The following is a 16,622-nucleotide window of genomic DNA, read 5'->3' as shown; positions in this document are numbered from 1 at the left end:
CGTTTTTATGCGCATGTTTCGAGATATTCAGGGCCGTGATGCGGCCCTGATCATTGGAATAACCTTGATCGTAGCTGTGCTGTCGCTTTTGCCGATGGCACGCTTGCTTGTTGAGCTCGTTGCGCCGCAGGGCAAGTTTTCGACTTCGGTGCTAGTCGAGACGCTCGGTAATCAATCGACATGGGTAGCGACCTGGCATTCTTTGCAGATCGGCATTGGCGGAACGTTGCTAGCGCTGGTCTTTGGTATTGCTGCTGCATTGCTTGTCGGCCTCACAAACATGCGCGGACGCAACGTCTTCGTTCTTTTTTATGTCACACCGCTTCTCATTGCCCCGCAGGTCACTGCATTGGCATGGCTGCAACTGTTTGGGCCATCGAGCCAGCTTCTTAAAATCATTGGTATGGCTCCGCCGCTCGGTAGTCGCAATCCGCTCTATTCGGTATGGGGCATCATCTTTCTGCTGGGGGTGCAATATGGCCCACTGGTATTTCTGATCGTGCGTGCAGGCCTGCGAAAGCTACCACGTGAGCTGGTCGAAGCGGGCTTAAGTGCCGGTGCCAGTAAATGGACGGTTCTGCGCACGATCATTCTGCCGCTAATGACGCCCTCAATCATTGGTGCTGCTGCACTGGCTTTTGTCTCCTGCGTTGGTAATTTCGGCATTCCGGCATTTCTCGGCATTCCGTCCAACTATCTGGTTTTGCCCACGTTGATTTATCAACGTCTTGCAGGCGGTGGGCCTGCTGTGCTGTCCAGCGTTGCTGTGCTTTCTGTGCTGATCGGATTGATTGCCATGGCGGGGATCGCGGCACAGGATTATGCGACGCGCAGACGTGATTTCCGCATTGTTTCAACCTCGCTACCATCTGCGCCTTTCGCACTTGGCTCATGGCGTTTGTTGGCAGAAATTGCCGCGTGGCTGCTCATCATTATTGTGCTGTTTCTGCCGCTTATCGGGCTCACGCTGTCCGCTCTTGTTCCCGCTTATGGCGTGCCGCTGACATTTGCGACCGCAACGTCAGAAAACTTCCGCTTTGTTATGCTTGAACATGGGGGTGCCGCGCGGGCTTTTGTGAACAGCATAATGCTTTCACTGGCAGCGGCTCTCTTTGCGATTCTGCTTGCCGTCCCGCTTGCCTATATGCTGGCATGGCGCAAACGACGCTGGACGCCGATCCTCAACTTTGCAGCCGAGATGCCTTACGCATTGCCCGGTGTGGTGCTGGCGATTGCGTGCTTGTTATTGTTCCTGAAGCCGTTTCCGGTCGTAGGTGTCAGTCTCTACAATACGATCTGGATCATCCTGTTTGCCTATCTTGCGCGCTTCTTCGTGCTGGCCTTGCGGCCAACGGTGGCTGGCCTTCACCAGATCGACCGAGCACTGGAGGAGGCGGCCCGAATTGCAGGCGCTGGACTTTTCTATCGTCTGCGAACCATTATATTTCCGCTGGTGGCTCCGGCTACGCTTGCAGGTGGTGTGCTCATATTCATGACTGCCTTTTGCGAACTGACCGTTTCCGCGCTTCTCTGGGCGTCAGGATCAGAGACGTTGGGCGTAGTTATGTTCTCTTTTGAGCAAGCCGGGGATTCCGCTTATGCAGCGGCCATTTCCATTTTGGCCGTTGCGGTAACATTCATACTGATGCTTGCAACCAATCTGTTTGCGCGACGTCTTCCAAATGGAGTGCTGCCATGGCGCGACTGAAAATTGATCAGGTTTCCAAGACTTTCAATGAATTTCAGGCTCTGTCTGAAGTGTCATTGGACGTGAAGGACGGCGAGTTTGTTGCCATTCTTGGACCTTCAGGCTGTGGGAAGACCACTCTTTTGCGCATGATTGCAGGTTTTGAAGAGCTTGATGGTGGTGAAATTCATATCGGCGAAAAGCGCGTCTCGCATGTTGACGGTAATGTGCCGCCGGAAAAGCGGCAAGTCGGCATTGTCTTCCAGAATTACGCGCTATGGCCGCATATGACGGTTGCCGAAAATGTCGGTTATAGTCTGCGCGTGGCAAAGGTTACCAAGGCCGAGCGCGAACGCCGTGTGAAGGAAGCCCTGGCGCTGGTCGATCTCGATGGTTTCGGTGATCGTCGCCCGGCTAATTTGTCTGGTGGTCAGCGGCAGCGTGTGGCACTGGCTCGTTGTCTTGTGGCTGCACCATCGCTGGTGCTGTTCGATGAGCCGCTTGCCAATCTCGATGTGCATCTGCGCGCTTCGATGGAAGATGAGTTTGCCTCATTCCACAAGCGTACCGGCACGACGATTATCTACATCACCCACGATCAGGCTGAGGCCATGGCGCTCGCGGATCGTATCGCAGTGCTTGATCATGGCAAGCTTCAACAGTTCGACACACCACGCAAGCTTTATGAAGAACCTGCGAGCGAAATGGTCGCGTCCTTTATCGCTCACGGCATGGTTTTGCCTGCGGAGGTACTTTCCTTCGCGCAGCAGGGGCATTGCGAGGCGCTGGTGCTGGGAAGCCGTGCGCAGGTGCGTTGTTCTGGCATTGAAATGCCACGTGCGAATGCAAAGTTCTGTGTCAGGGCCGAGGATTTGCAGTTGACTGAAACCGGCGGCATTCCGGTGCGCGTGAAACGTTCGATCTATCGCGGTGGTGGTTCACGCATCGAAGCACACTCTATCGCAAAACCAGATATCCAGCTGCATTTTGAGGTGCGCGACCCAGTGAGATTGGAAGAAGGCGATGAGGTTCGCATCGCCATTCGCGGTGGCTGGATCATTCCCACCGATGATATGCCGGTGAGAAAAGTCTCAACCGGTTTTCCAATCGGGAATAAGATATAGCGTTTTTGAAAAGTTTTTTGCCGCCACCACCCTCATCCTGAGGAGCCGTTGAAAACGGCGTCTCGAAGGACGAGGGGAAATGCATCTATTATGTTTTTTGAGCCGCCCCTCGTCCTTCGAGACGGCGCCTTTCGCGAAGCTCAAGTCGCCCCTCAGAATGAGGGGCTGCGCTGTCGCACTTGGCTACTTCTTCTTCATCGCTTCCAGAAGGGCTGCACCAAAACCGCCGGTTGACGGTTGTTCCTGTTTGCGCGGGGCAAAGTTCTGCTTGGCCGCGGGCCTTGCATCGCGTGGGGCATTGTTGCGCGGGGCAGGGGCTTCGCCGCCGTCTTTGCGCATTGTGAGGCCGATGCGCTTGCGTGGCACATCAACTTCCGTCACGCGCACCTTCACCACATCGCCAGCCTTGACCACTTCATGCGGGTCTTTGACGAAGCGGTCGGCAAGCTGCGAAACATGGACAAGTCCGTCCTGATGCACGCCGATATCGACGAAGGCACCAAAGGCCGCAACGTTTGTGACGGTGCCTTCCAGCATCATGCCGGGTTTCAAGTCCTTAATGTCATCGATGCCGTCGGCAAAAGTCGCGGTTTTAAAGCCCGGGCGTGGGTCGCGGCCCGGCTTATCAAGCTCGGCAATGATGTCGCGCACGGTGGGCAGGCCGAAACGCTCATCAACAAAGACACGCGGATCGAGTGCCTTGAGCGCTGCGCTGTCGCCCATCAGGCTGCGCACGTCGCGACCGCAGGCGGAAACGATCTTTTTGGCAACGCCATAGGCTTCCGGGTGAACGGAAGAGGCATCGAGCGGCTCGGTGCCGTTCGCGATACGCAGGAAGCCAGCGCATTGTTCGAAAGCGCGGTTGCCGAGGCGAGCGACTTTCAAAAGTTCCTTGCGGTTTTTGAAAGCTCCGGCTGCATCGCGATGCGCAACGATTGCTTCAGCGAGCGACTTTCCAAGCCCCGATACACGTGCCAGCAGTGGTGCGGATGCCATGTTGAGATCAACACCAACCGCGTTCACAGCGTCTTCAACCACCGCATCGAGCGATCGTGCCAGACGGAATTGATCAACATCATGCTGGTATTGGCCGACGCCAATGGATTTAGGTTCAATTTTCACGAGTTCCGCCAGCGGGTCCTGCAAGCGGCGGGCAATGGAAACAGCACCGCGCAATGACACATCAAGCTGGGGGAATTCTGCCGCTGCTGCTTCTGATGCCGAATAGACCGATGCGCCTGCTTCCGACACGATGACTTTGAGCGGCTTTGGCGCTGGCATGTCGGTGAGCATATCCACGACGAGGCGTTCCGTCTCGCGGCTTCCTGTGCCGTTGCCGATAGCAATCAATTCGATCTTGTGTTTGCGCACAAGGCTTGCAAGTTCTGCTTGCGTGCCGCGCACGTCGTTCTTCGGAGGGAATGGATAGACCGTCGTTGTGTCGAGCAGCTTGCCGGTATCATCGACGATTGCGACCTTGACGCCGGTGCGGATGCCCGGATCAAGACCCATGGTGGCGCGCGACCCTGCAGGGGCGGCTAACAGCAGGTCTTTGAGGTTGCGGGCGAAGACGTTGATGGCTTCTTCCTCGGCGCGTTCACGCAGATCGCGCATGAGATCGAGCGACAAGGAGAGCGAGAGTTTGACGCGCCATGCCCAGCCTGCAACTTCCATCAGCCAGCGGTCACCGGGCAAGGTCGCGCCGATATTATAAGCGGCTGCAATTTTGCGTTCGACCGGCTTTACAGGCGATGTGTCGTCGGCGTCGATTTCAATGTCGAGTGACAGAAAATCCTCGTTGCGACCGCGCAGCATGGCCAGCGCGCGGTGGCCTGCAACATTTGCCCAGCGTTCGGAATGGTCGAAATAATCGGAGAATTTTGCGCCTGCATCTTGTTTGCCATCGACAACGCGCGAGCGCAGAACAGCTCGATCTTTGAGATAGTTGCGCAGATTACCGATGAGTTCGGCATTTTCCGAAAAGCCTTCGGCGACGATGTCGCGCGCGCCATCAAGGGCTGCCTTCACATCGGCAACTTCACCAGTAACATATTGCGCAGCAATCTCTGTGGGGACCAGCCTGCGGTCGGTCAGAATGGCTTCGGCAAGTGGGCCAAGGCCGCGCTCGCGGGCGATTTCCGCTTTGGTTCGGCGCTTGGGCTTATAGGGAAGGTAGAGGTCTTCAAGCTCGGCTTTGGTCTGAACGCCTGCGATTTTCAGTTCGAGTTCCGGCGTCAGTTTTTCCTGGCCGCGGATCGATTCGAGAATTGAGCTGCGACGTGCCTCGAGTTCGCGCAAATAGCCGAGGCGTTCTGAAAGCTGACGCAGCTGCGTATCATCAAGCCCGCCGGTGACTTCCTTGCGGTAGCGCGCAACAAAAGGAACGGTCGAACCTTCGTCAAGAAGACCGATGGCGGCAATAGCCTGCTCCGGTCTTGCATTAATTTCTGCTGCGATAATCCCGGCAATGCGCTTAATGTCGTCGGCCATAATCATTCCAATCTCAAATATTTGCAGCGAACATAGTCGGATGCCCGTTTGACGCAATCAAGGCCAATATGGTGGTCCACAGGAAAGCAGCTATATTTACCGTTCACGCGCATGTGAACGGCTTCCCTCTTTTTAAATCGATCACAAGCGATACATATATCGTGAAATGACGATATGAACAAAGATTAGCGAGGTGAATGAGATGTCGGACATTCAAACCATAGCATTAGCTATGCCTTTGGACGAAATACTCAAGGCACTCGCTCATCCTGTTCGTCTCGACATTTTAAGCTGGCTCAAGGAGCCGGAGAAGCATTTCTCTGCTCAGCACATGCCTTTGGAGATGGGTGTGTGCGCCGGTCAGTTTGAACGGTGTGGTCTCTCCCAATCCACCGTTTCTGCTCATTTGTCCGTGTTGACGAAGGCGGGGCTGATCGCGCCTCACCGTGTCGGCCAATGGACGTTCTACAAACGCGATGAGGAGGCGATAGCCGCCTTGCTTCAATCGCTGTCCGATCTTTAGCCCACTTTATCAATTCGCCCAATCTTTCCAATTTGAAGGAATGCATCCATGGCCACATTGTTTGATCCAGTCACCATTGGTGATTTAAAGCTTGCCAACCGTATTGTTATGGCCCCTTTGACGCGTAATCGCTCGCCAAAGGCAGTGCCGAACGATCTCAACGTCACCTATTATGAACAGCGTGCAAGCGCCGGTCTCATCATCACCGAGGCAACGCCGATCAGCCATCAGGGACAGGGCTATGCCGATGTGCCGGGCCTTTATTCGCCTGAACAGCTTGCTGGCTGGAAACGCGTGACGGATGCTGTGCACAGCGCCGGTGGCAAGATCGTCGTTCAGATGTGGCATGTGGGTCGTATCTCGCACGACACATTGCAGCCAAATGGCGGCAAGCCCGTTGCGCCTTCGGCCATCACCGCAAAATCGAAGACCTATCTCGTGCACGAAGACGGCACCGGCGAATTTGCACCAACGTCCGAACCACGCGCGCTCGAAAAGAGCGAATTGCCGGGTATCGTTGCCACTTACGCCAAGGCTGCCAAGGATGCGGTTGAAGTCGCTGGTTTTGATGGTGTCGAAATCCACGCAGCAAACGGTTATCTGATTGATCAGTTCCTGCGTTCGGGCAGCAATCATCGCACCGATGAATATGGTGGCTCCATTGAAAATCGTGCTCGCTTCCTGTTTGAAGTGGTTGATGCGATCACCAAGTCGGTTTCACCGGGCAAGGTCGGCATTCGTCTTTCGCCTGTGACGCCAGCCAATGATGCTTCGGACCCAGATCCCCAGCCACTCTTTGATTATGTGATCGAAAAGCTTGCCGATTATGGTCTTGCCTATATCCACATCATTGAAGGTGCGACTGGCGGTCCACGCGATTTCCAGCAGGGTTCGCAGCCTTTTGACTATGCGCATCTCAAGCAGGTTTATCGTGATGCTGGTGGCAAGGCTGCCTGGATGGTCAATAATGGCTATGATCGTGAGTTGGCTGAAGAAGAGATCGAAAGTGGTCGTGCTGATGTGGTTGCCTTTGGTAAGCCATTCATCTCAAACCCTGATCTTGTCCGTCGTTTGCAGGACAATTCGCCGCTTAATGAGCTTGACCAGCAGCACATGTATGGCGGTGGCGCCAAGGGATATACGGATTATCCGATCCTTGCCTGATCACGAAAGCAAAAAGAAGCCCGGCAAATTGCCGGGCTTTTTTTATGACAGACGCACATCTTTTCCCAAAACTATTGCACCCTCTCAGGGATGCGCTTTTATTACAGACGCGCCCGTGTTGAGCGCGGGGTGGCAAGCAGAAGATTGGTTTCGCTGGCCTTGATGCCCGGCACCAGTCGAATACGGCGCAAGACAGCATCGAAATCGGTCAGTGTTGCAGCCCCCAGTTCCACCACCAAATCGAAGCGACCATTCGTGGTGTGGATGGCCGATATTTCCGAAAACCCGCCCAATGATTTCACCACGCGATCGGCAACATGGCCTTCAATTTCGATCATCATGATGCCGCGAACCGGCAGATCAACAGCATCTGAACGCAAGATGACGGTATAGCCGATAATGTCGCCCGAGCGCTCCAAGCGTTCCATACGTGCGCGCACCGTTGCGCGGGAAACGCCAAGGTCAATGGCGACATCCGAGATACTGCGACGACCATTATGGCGCAGGACGGTGATCAGCTTTTCATCCAGCTCGTCCATGATTTCTCCAATTTGAAATATAAATCTGCCGTTTTGATAAAGCAAAACGATAAATTTGCCAATCCGTATGGTTCACATCGCCAAGGGTTAATGGTCAACCTTGTCTGATAATTTCTCAGGAGTAGCACTTTATGCATTGCAAGATTTTGGGATTACCTGTTCAGGAAGGCACTGGTCGTCTGGGCTGCAACATGGGCCCCGACGGTTATCGGGCTGCGGGCATTGCAGAAGCCATTCGCGAACTCGGCCACGAGTTTACCGATCTGGGCAATCTGGCACAGGCCGAGCTGCGTCCGCTGACCCATCCCAATCCTGCAATCAAGGCGTTGCCACAGGCCGTTGCCTGGATCGAAGCAATTAGTGAGGCTGCCTATCGCGAAAGCGAAGAAGGGTTTCCGATTTTCCTCGGCGGCGATCACCTGCTCGCCGCAGGCACAGTTCCGGGCATTGCGCGCCGTGCTGCAGAAAAGGGCCGCAAGCAGTTTGTGCTCTGGCTTGATGCCCATACGGATTTCCATACGCTGGAAACCACAGACAGTGGTAATCTGCATGGCACGCCCGTTGCTTATTACACTGGCCAGAAGGGCTTTGAGGGCTATTTCCCGCCATTAGCAGCGCCGATTGATCCTGACAATGTCTGCATGATGGGTATTCGAAGTGTTGATCCGGCAGAACGCGCTGCAATCAAGCAGACTGGCGTGGCTGTTTATGACATGCGCCTAATCGATGAGCATGGCGTGGCCGCTCTTTTACGCCGGTTCCTCCAGCGCGTGAAGGAAGAAAACGGCCTTTTGCATGTCAGCCTTGATGTCGATTTCCTAGAGCCTTCGATTGCGCCTGCTGTTGGAACCACTGTTCCAGGTGGAGCAACCTTCCGCGAAGCCCATCTGATTATGGAAATGCTGCATGACAGTGAGTTGGTGACGAGCCTCGATCTGGTGGAACTTAACCCGTTTCTCGATGAACGTGGACGCACTGCAACTGTGATGGTTGATCTGATGGCGAGCTTGCTTGGCCGCAGCGTCATGGACCGTCCAACCATCAACTATTGAATCAGAAGACCGCCTCTCGTGGCCAGATGCAATCGTCTGGCCATTGGAGGCTCTATTTCTTCGTTTTACGCGCATTTTGTTCCGAAAAACGCTTCGCACTTTTCGGGATGCGCTTTAGGAGTAATGATGACGCAACCTAACCTCAATATTGTTCCATTCGTCAGTGTTGATCATATGATGAAGCTGGTTCTTTCCGTTGGCGTTGAGACCTTTTTGAAGGAACTCGCCGATTATGTGGAAGAAGACTTCCGCCGCTGGGAGAGCTTCGACAAGACACCACGTGTCGCCTCGCACTCCGATGAAGGCGTGATCGAGCTGATGCCGACGAGCGACGGTACGCTTTACGGCTTCAAATATGTGAATGGTCATCCAAAGAATACGCGTGATGGTCTGCAGACGGTAACGGCATTTGGCGTGCTTTCAGATGTGGGCAATGGTTATCCAATGCTTCTGACTGAGATGACAATCCTGACTGCACTGCGCACGGCTGCAACCTCAGCAGTTGCCGCTAAGCATCTCGCTCCAAAGAACGCTCGCACTATGGCGATCATTGGCAATGGAGCACAGAGCGAGTTTCAGGCTCTGGCATTCAAGGCGATACTGGGCGTAGACAAGCTGCGTCTTTATGACATTGATCGTAACGCCTCAGAAAAATGCGCACGCAATCTCGAAGGCGCTGGCTTCGATATTGTGATCTGCAAGGACGTTGAAGAAGTCGTTGAGGGTGCAGAGATCATCACGACAGTTACGGCAGACAAGCTCAGTGCGACGATCCTGACCGATAACATGGTTGGTGCAGGCGTTCATATTAATGCGGTTGGTGGCGACTGCCCCGGTAAGACCGAGTTGCATGGAGATATCCTGCGCCGCTCGGACATCTTCGTTGAATATCCGCCACAGACCCGCATTGAAGGTGAAATCCAGCAGTTGCCGGAAGATTATCCGGTCAACGAATTGTGGGAAGTTATCACGGGTAAAACGGAAGGCCGCAAGGATGCCCGCCAGATCACGTTGTTCGATTCTGTTGGCTTTGCGACTGAGGATTTTTCTGCACTGCGTTATGTACGCGATAAGCTGCAGGATACGGGTTTCTACGAGCAGCTTGATCTGCTCGCTGATCCAGATGAGCCGCGTGACCTTTATGGAATGCTGTTGCGGCATAAGTTGCAGCTTCAGGCAGAAAAAACCAAACCTGCTGCATAATCGGGGCGCGTTCCGAAAAGTGTGAAACAGTTTTCGGATAAGACGCGCGTTGAAAACTATTGGATCGCCTGTCTCTGTTGTCAGAGGCAGGCGTTTTTTTACAAGGGCTTGTTTTTACAAGGGCTTGCGCGAATGGCGTGGTGCCGCGATCTGCCCCGAATGCGTGGCGATTGCCATTTCAAAACTGTCGGCAATGCGGCGGGCGCGATCAATGAAAATGATTGCACCCTCAGGTGGGAAAACGTCGCGCGCTGTCTGTTCAAACAACTGCAGCCAGCGATCAAAGTGTTCGCCTTTTAAGCCCAGGCGCAGATGTGGCGGCATCGGGCGTCCGTCATAGCGCCCCGTTTTCAGAATGACGGATGACCAGAATTCGCTGATGCGCTCGATGTGGTGATCCCAATCATCCACGGCCTTTGAAAAGACCGGGCCAATAAGGTCGTCTTCGCGGGCTCTTCCATAAAAAATACTAACCAACCTGTCGATTGATGCTCTGTCGATGGATGGATGAGGCTGATTGATAAGAACGGTCATTCTCTCTTGCCGAATTGAGTTATGCCGAGGAAGCATTCATAGCCTTGATATAGTCTCGCGGAAACGTTCAATCCAGTGAGGCATTGCCGCATGTTAGCGCCGAAGCGCGTTGAAGTTGTGTCATTTCATAAAGATCGCGTATTTAGCGTTTTCTCAACAGGCAGGAGTTGTTACATTACAGCAGTTCCAATTAATATTGAATCGTTGGAACCGCTGTAACTATTTGTTTTTACGCATTCCCGAACGCAAAACCGGTTCCTACTTTTGCTGGAAATGCTTTAGAGCGCATCCCGAAAAGTGTGAAACGGTTTTCGGACAAAGATGCGCGTTAAAACAGATAATTAGAGCGCTGATCTGATCCAATCAGATCGAAACGCGCTCTAGTCCATAAAACAGCGACTTTTTATATCGTCAGTAATAAATGACCATCCGCCGCACGCGGTAACGCGCGGCGTTTTTATCTATTTTTGCTTTTGATTTACTGAGTTTTTGCTTCTGATCGAACGAATCTGTAAATAGAAAAAAATAACCAAAACTGTAAAATTTATCTAAAATGAATCTTTTAGAGATTTCTAAATAGAGAATTGTATCAATTTTGGGTTCGGAATTAATTTCCAAGCTTATATTATCGTTTAAATTTAAAGATATTCACATAATTGGTGGGGAATGCATTTGATTTTTTTTAGTTTATTATTAGCTTATGATAATCCAAAGTATCCGTAACTATGGAGGATATATGCCAAATACTGAGGGGAATTTGGTTGCATTCCACGACGTAGAAACTGTTGAAGCTATTGATATTATAAGAACAAGTTCTGACCAGGGCTGGAAGAACTTATACGCTTATACGGCGCGCTTGCGGCCGTTCCGATCGATATTCAAGCCGGTGGACTCGTTATTAGTCGCCATGGTCCTTAAGGGGCATTTGCAGGGAACTTGGCAGATTGGAGATGAGATATCCGAACTCTATTTGCAACCAGGATCAATCATTATCATCCCTCCCGACGAATCGGTAAAGGTATCAATAAATAGTAATGCTGAAGTTATAAATATATATATATCTAGAAAGCTGATGGAAGATGTATTTATAGAATTCTCATCGGTCGGTAATAGCTTATTCAAGTTGGATTATAGTCTTTCTATATTTGATGATTTTTTGGGTCAGACAATAAGCTCGGTAAAAGATATATTATATGTCGGCGGACGGTTTTCCTCAATTGAGGTGCAATACATAGCGCGCGTTCTTGTTGCGCGGGTTATCTCAAAATATTCTACGCTCACTTCTGGCGATCTTAATCCTGAAGCAGGGCTTTCTCTGCCAACCATTCAGAAGACATTCGATTATATTGAGCAAAATTTGCACCGTCGCATAGTCATAGACAGGCTTGCGAATACAGCGGGTGTTGGTGCGGCCCAGTTCGCTCGTTTGTTCAAACGGGCGACGAAAGTAACTCTGCATCAATATATCATTCGGCGGCGGGTGGAAAAGGCGCGAGAACTGTTAGTTGAAACGCAAATGCCGATTGCAGAGATCGCTCATGAGTGCGGGTTTGCAGATCAAGTCCACCTCACGCGGTTTTTCGGGCGAATAATCGGGACGAGTCCGGCGTCGTTCAGGAGAAAAGCTCAGAGATAACTTATTCAAAAATATGCACCTTAATTAGTATCTTTTGTATTTATTGTACAAAGGGAGTCAATATCAGCATAGACAAACCTCTCGCGATAACGAAATTTTGAAGCTGGTATTTATCGTCTTCGAGGGGTGGCTTTAGCAACTATTATGAAATGCAGGTTTATGGCATTATTTTTTCGCAACGGTTTTATACTTTGCGGCTAGGTCAATTCGTGTCAAATGTTTAGTTAATATTTTAATTAATATTCCCGCCATATATCAGTGTGTTGATAGTAGTCTGCGTTCTGTTTCACATCGACCCTTGAAGCTCAGTTTCGAATTGAGGAGAGAGTCATGGTTGCAGTTGTAACGAATAAGGCGAGTGGCAGTTCTCGTACCGTTGCTGGGAATGACGTTATTCTGTCGGGGCCGAGCGTTGTAAAACTATCGCTTAATCCTAATGCTATCTCAGAATATCAAAGAATCGGCGACGATCTTCTTATTCGGTTGCACAATGGCGAAACCGTTCGAATCGTAAATTTTTACACACATTATCAGGATGGTCAGGATAATGACCTCGTTCTTCAGGACGAGGATGGCAAGCTTTGGGCTGGTAGCCACAGTGATGGTCTGGCCGATTTCAACTTTTCGGAAATTCAATCTGTTGATCAGCTCGCAGGAGGTGGTGGTGATCTAGGCCCGGTTCTGCTGGGCCTTCTTGGTTTGGGCGCAGTTGGCGCTGCGATCGCTGCATCTTCTGGAAGTGACGACGACAATGATGCTGATACTGAAGCACCGAGTGCTCCGTCGGTAACAGTTGGAGAAGATGGTCGAACCATAACGATCAAAGGTGAGCCGAACTCAACCGCAACGATCTACAACGCTGCAGGGGACGTTATCGGTACCGTCGTGCTTTCGGGCGATGGTACTGCCACGTTTACGCTTCCTTCAAGCAATGGTCAGAACGTCACCGTTACCTTGACCGATGGATCGGGAAATGAGTCTTCTGAGACACCGGTAACTTTGCCAGATACGTTGGCCCCAAATGCGCCGACTGACCTTGTTGTGAGCAATGATGGAAGTCAGCTGAGCGGTAAAGGCGAACCGGGTGCAAAGGTTATAGTAAGAGATCCTAATGGAAATATTATTGGTGAAGGCACCGTTGATCAAAATGGTAATTTCACCATTGATCTCAACCCTCCACAAGATGATGGCCAGCACCTTTCGGTGACTCTCACCGACGCTGCTCAAAATGTTTCTGGTCCCGGCTCAGTAATCGCACCAAATGTTGTTGAAGGTGATGCTGACGCGGACGCCGATGCTGATGCCGACGCTGACGCCGATGCCGATGCCGATGCCGACGCGGATGCTGACGCCGATGCGGATGCTGACGCTGATGCCGATGCTGACGCCGACGCTGATGCCGATGCCGACGCGGATGCGGATGCTGATGCCGACGCTGATGCTGATGCGGATGCCGATGCTGACGCTGACGCCGATGCTGACGCTGACGCTGATGCGGACGCCGATGCTGACGCGGATGCTGATGCTGACGCGGATGCCGATGCGGATGCAGATGCCGACGCGGATGCTGACGCTGACGCTGACGCCGACGCCGACGCCGACGCTGATGCCGACGCTGATGCTGACGCCGATGCCGATGCCGATGCTGACGCTGACGCGGATGCTGACGCTGATGCCGACGCTGACGCGGATGCCGATGCGGACGCTGACGCTGACGCTGACGCAGATGCTGATGCGGATGCTGACGCCGACGCCGACGCTGATGCTGACGCGGACTCGGATGCTCCAGATGCGCCCGGCGTGACAGTTGGTGCAGACGGTCGCACGCTCACCATCACCGGCGAGCCGAACACCACTGCTACGATCTACAATTCTACTGGTGGAGTGATTGGCACCGTCGGTCTATCGGGTGAGGGCACGGCGACCTTCTTGCTCGATCCGAGCAATGGTCAAGACGTCACTGTGACTTTGACCGACGCTGCCAACAACGAATCCCTGGAGACGCCTGCAACCTTGCCGGACACGCTTGCACCAGATGCGCCAATAGTGGCTGTCGGGGCGGACGGACTGACGCTCACGATAACAGGTGAGCCGAATGGCACGGCCACGATCCATAACGCTCTTGGTGAGCCGATTGCCACAGTCGAACTCGGCGCTGGTGGCACTGCGACCTATACGTTGGATCCAAGTAACGGTCAGGATGTGTTGGTCACCCAGAGTGACGCTGCGGGGAATGAGTCGGGAGCAAGCCCGGCCACATTGCCAGACACGCTGGCACCGCCTGCTCCAACGGATATTGTCATCACGCCAGATGGTGTAACCGTAAGTGGTAAGGGCGAGCCGAATTCAAAGGTGGAGATCCGCGATCCGGATAATAACGTGATCGGTGAAGGCGATGTAGACGGGAATGGTGATTTCCAGATCACGCTTACAACTCCGCAGAGAGATGGTCAGCAACTTTCGGTCACATTGGAAGATGCTGCAGGCAATGTGTCAGGCCCAGGCTCGGTAACCGCACCGATTATCGACCCCGGGAGTACTGCTCCGATAGACGATAACGTGACTGCAGAAGTGGTCATTCAGCCTACGACGACTGCCGTCACTTATCCGGGTGCGTCCTATCTCGCGCTTGTTGGCCTTCTCGGTATCGACTTGCGTGTTCTGAGCGTGGACTCCGTCAGTATTACGGTGGCGCAAGGCCATCAGCAGAACCTGCAGCTGACCTATGAGCAGCTGCTTGGTGTCGACCTTGCCGGTGGCACGGCAATTGTGGTTCAGAAGCTGATGCCGGATGGTACGTGGTCATCCGTTGACGGTAATGGCAATGCTACGCTCCTTACCCTGACCTTGCTGGGTAATCGTGCTGAAGCCAATGTCCTTCTCGGCGAGGGCACATATCGCGCCTTTGCTGCCGTACAGAATACCGTTAGCCTTGGCCTGTTAGGTAACCTTGCTGTTTCGGGTCAAGATCTGAACTATCATGAACCTGCCGGTGTTCAGGCCTCGCCTATTCAGGGCAACGTCATGGCCAATGACGGCACTGCGATCGAAGCCGGCCATCTGGTAACCAGCATCACCGTCAATGGTGTTCCACATGATGTGGTTGCCGGCGCACAGGGTTCGACGATCGTCGGGCAGTACGGAACACTGGTCATTCATCAGGATGGTTCCTATACCTACACGCCAAATGCGAATGCGGCGGTCATTGGTCAGGTTGAGCAGTTTACCTACACGGTACATGACCCACTCACCAATGCAGACACGACAGCAAACCTGAATATTCGTATCGGTAGCGATGGTCAGGGTCTTGTCTGGAACGAAGAAAACTTCACAGAACCAGCAACCTATGAGTTCGTTGCCGCTAACGATACCGATACGTCGGGAATTGTCTGGGTCAATGCGGTCAATAATAGCTTCTTTGACCAAACGCAGCCTCTCGCAGCCGTTCTGGGTAGCGGCCAATCGGACAGTAATACGTTCACTATCGGCAGTAATATGGATGCCACTGGAACCATAACCATTTCGGTTACGGTCGCGGCTGTTGCGAGTGGTACGGTTGTCATTCAAAGGTTCGTTGGTGGTACTTGGCAGAATGTAGGTACGCCAGAAACCTACAATATGACGCTCGGTCTCCTAGGCGTCGTGAAGACCCTTGACGTTGGCAGCCTTAATCTGGTTCCAGGCCAGTATCGTGTCCATACCACGATCAGTGGTGTTGCCGGTGCGGTTAATACGATCTCGGATGTCAATGTCACCTTGACCGACCAGCATGTGATCCAGAACAATCCGGGCACAACAGGGAATCTGTTCGATAATGACGGAACCTTGCCACTTGCTGCAAAACTGCAGGTTCAGGGCAGTAGTGGTTTTGTGAATGCAAGTGCTACCGGCACCGTCATTCAGGGGCTGCATGGCGATCTGACAATCTACAGCAACGGTGAGTACAAGTATCAACCGCATACCGATCTTGCTTATGCGGATCGGTTTGCGACGGACACCTTCAACTACAAGATCGTGCTGCCAAACGGTCATGAGACGGCGGCGAATATCACCATCACACTGGAAGAGGGCACTCAGGCATTTAGTGCTCGGATTGCAGAGGACACTGTCCATGATGATGCCGTGGCTGCGGCAAATCACGACACGGCTGCTGCTGCATCCTTGAGTGAGCATAGTGATAGTTCTGATGCACATACGACCCATCAGGCGGATGAGCATCAGGCCGCGGACAATGACGCACCGGATGATGGCAGTGGTGATGTTGCCGCTTCAACTCAGACACCTGTGGATCAGGAGGCCACACAGACGACCGAGCAAAGTGCTTCGGCTGAAGCCGGTGAGGGTGAAACCGTTGCAGATCAACATGAAAGCGATGTTGTTCCGCTTGGCGATCATCTGGCGACATCAGATGCAGACGCTGGAGAAACCCCACTTGAGCACAGTCTGACCGAAGGCATATTGCTCGACGACGGCAGCGGCGAAGTGACATTGCCATCCGGCAACGATCAGCCGTCCAGCGAGGACAGCCCCACTCAGATATCTGAAGCAGGTCTGGGTACGGCCGCAGTTGAAGAAACGGCAGCAGTGGATGATCCGCTCGGACATCTGGTGCCAGATCCGCTCACGCAGGAGGATGATCTTCATACAACACATACTGTCTGATCTTTCAG

Annotated in this window: 11 protein-coding genes; 8 read left to right on the top strand and 3 right to left on the bottom strand. The window is 52.9% G+C overall.

The features are described 5' to 3' along the window. The first annotated feature begins 7 nt into the window (after positions 1–7). Both CES85_RS17985 and CES85_RS17980 read left to right on the top strand, forming a co-directional pair. On the top strand, positions 8–1,708 hold the full coding sequence (locus tag CES85_RS17985) for an ABC transporter permease (protein ID WP_095447160.1): 1,701 nt from the start codon (positions 8–10) through the stop codon (positions 1,706–1,708). Continuing rightward, positions 1,696–2,811, top strand: coding sequence for an ABC transporter ATP-binding protein (locus CES85_RS17980; RefSeq protein ID WP_095447159.1), 1,116 nt, complete (start codon positions 1,696–1,698; stop codon positions 2,809–2,811). The genes CES85_RS17985 and CES85_RS17980 overlap by 13 nt, the downstream gene beginning before the upstream one ends. A 183-nt stretch (positions 2,812–2,994) precedes the next feature. On the opposite strand, the gene CES85_RS17975 is transcribed toward CES85_RS17980, so the two are convergent. Continuing rightward, positions 2,995–5,301 carry a Tex family protein gene (locus tag CES85_RS17975; protein ID WP_095447953.1) on the bottom strand — a complete coding sequence of 769 codons (2,307 nt, stop codon included), beginning with the start codon at positions 5,299–5,301 and terminating at the stop codon, positions 2,995–2,997. A 202-nt stretch (positions 5,302–5,503) separates the two neighbouring features. Here CES85_RS17975 and CES85_RS17970 point away from each other — a divergent pair, with 202 nt between their 5' ends. After that, positions 5,504–5,824 carry an ArsR/SmtB family transcription factor gene (locus CES85_RS17970; protein WP_095447158.1) on the top strand — a complete coding sequence of 107 codons (321 nt, stop codon included), beginning with the start codon at positions 5,504–5,506 and terminating at the stop codon, positions 5,822–5,824. Positions 5,825–5,872: 48 nt separating this feature from the next. Then, positions 5,873–6,988, top strand: a complete 1,116-nt coding sequence (locus CES85_RS17965) for an alkene reductase (protein WP_095447157.1) — start codon at positions 5,873–5,875, stop codon at positions 6,986–6,988. A 101-nt stretch (positions 6,989–7,089) separates the two neighbouring features. Here the strand turns inward: CES85_RS17965 and CES85_RS17960 are convergent, their stop codons facing one another. Next, complete coding sequence (locus CES85_RS17960; RefSeq protein WP_094577800.1) at positions 7,090–7,527, bottom strand: Lrp/AsnC family transcriptional regulator; 438 nt, start codon at positions 7,525–7,527, stop codon at positions 7,090–7,092. Positions 7,528–7,658: 131 nt separating this feature from the next. Between CES85_RS17960 and rocF the strand changes: the two genes are divergently transcribed. After that, complete coding sequence (gene rocF, locus CES85_RS17955) at positions 7,659–8,579, top strand: arginase (RefSeq protein WP_095447156.1); 921 nt, start codon at positions 7,659–7,661, stop codon at positions 8,577–8,579. A 126-nt stretch (positions 8,580–8,705) separates the two neighbouring features. Beyond that, on the top strand, positions 8,706–9,782 hold the full coding sequence (gene ocd / locus CES85_RS17950) for an ornithine cyclodeaminase (protein WP_095447155.1): 1,077 nt from the start codon (positions 8,706–8,708) through the stop codon (positions 9,780–9,782). Between the two features lie 114 nt (positions 9,783–9,896). On the opposite strand, the gene CES85_RS17945 is transcribed toward ocd, so the two are convergent. Continuing rightward, the gene (locus CES85_RS17945) at positions 9,897–10,316 is read right to left on the bottom strand and encodes a group III truncated hemoglobin (protein ID WP_095447154.1); all 420 of its coding nucleotides are present in this window, start codon (positions 10,314–10,316) and stop codon (positions 9,897–9,899) included. A gap of 736 nt (positions 10,317–11,052) precedes the next feature. On the opposite strand from CES85_RS17945, the gene CES85_RS17940 reads away from it, so the two are divergent. Both CES85_RS17940 and CES85_RS27190 read left to right on the top strand, forming a co-directional pair. Continuing rightward, the gene (locus CES85_RS17940) at positions 11,053–11,952 is read left to right on the top strand and encodes a helix-turn-helix domain-containing protein (RefSeq protein ID WP_095447153.1); all 900 of its coding nucleotides are present in this window, start codon (positions 11,053–11,055) and stop codon (positions 11,950–11,952) included. Positions 11,953–12,282: 330 nt separating this feature from the next. Next, entirely contained in the window at positions 12,283–16,614 is a 4,332-nt protein-coding gene (locus tag CES85_RS27190; RefSeq protein ID WP_157743469.1) for a BapA/Bap/LapF family large adhesin, read from the top strand. Positions 16,615–16,622 lie beyond the last annotated feature (8 nt).

The organism is Ochrobactrum quorumnocens (assembly GCF_002278035.1).
GTDB lineage: Bacteria > Pseudomonadota > Alphaproteobacteria > Rhizobiales > Rhizobiaceae > Brucella > Brucella quorumnocens.
This window is presented reverse-complemented; position numbering and strand designations above follow the sequence as displayed.

Excerpts from the sequence above, each read along its gene's own strand:
- CES85_RS17985 (WP_095447160.1), top strand. The coding sequence starts at position 8 with ATGCGCATGTTTCGAGATATTCAGGGCCGTGATGCGGCCCTGATCATT.
- CES85_RS17980 (WP_095447159.1), top strand. The coding sequence starts at position 1,696 with ATGGCGCGACTGAAAATTGATCAGGTTTCCAAGACTTTCAATGAATTT.
- CES85_RS17975 (WP_095447953.1), bottom strand. The coding sequence starts at position 5,301 with ATGGCCGACGACATTAAGCGCATTGCCGGGATTATCGCAGCAGAAATT.
- CES85_RS17970 (WP_095447158.1), top strand. The coding sequence starts at position 5,504 with ATGTCGGACATTCAAACCATAGCATTAGCTATGCCTTTGGACGAAATA.
- CES85_RS17965 (WP_095447157.1), top strand. The coding sequence starts at position 5,873 with ATGGCCACATTGTTTGATCCAGTCACCATTGGTGATTTAAAGCTTGCC.
- CES85_RS17960 (WP_094577800.1), bottom strand. The coding sequence starts at position 7,527 with ATGGACGAGCTGGATGAAAAGCTGATCACCGTCCTGCGCCATAATGGT.
- rocF (WP_095447156.1), top strand. The coding sequence starts at position 7,659 with ATGCATTGCAAGATTTTGGGATTACCTGTTCAGGAAGGCACTGGTCGT.
- ocd (WP_095447155.1), top strand. The coding sequence starts at position 8,706 with ATGACGCAACCTAACCTCAATATTGTTCCATTCGTCAGTGTTGATCAT.
- CES85_RS17945 (WP_095447154.1), bottom strand. The coding sequence starts at position 10,316 with ATGACCGTTCTTATCAATCAGCCTCATCCATCCATCGACAGAGCATCA.
- CES85_RS17940 (WP_095447153.1), top strand. The coding sequence starts at position 11,053 with ATGCCAAATACTGAGGGGAATTTGGTTGCATTCCACGACGTAGAAACT.
- CES85_RS27190 (WP_157743469.1), top strand. The coding sequence starts at position 12,283 with ATGGTTGCAGTTGTAACGAATAAGGCGAGTGGCAGTTCTCGTACCGTT.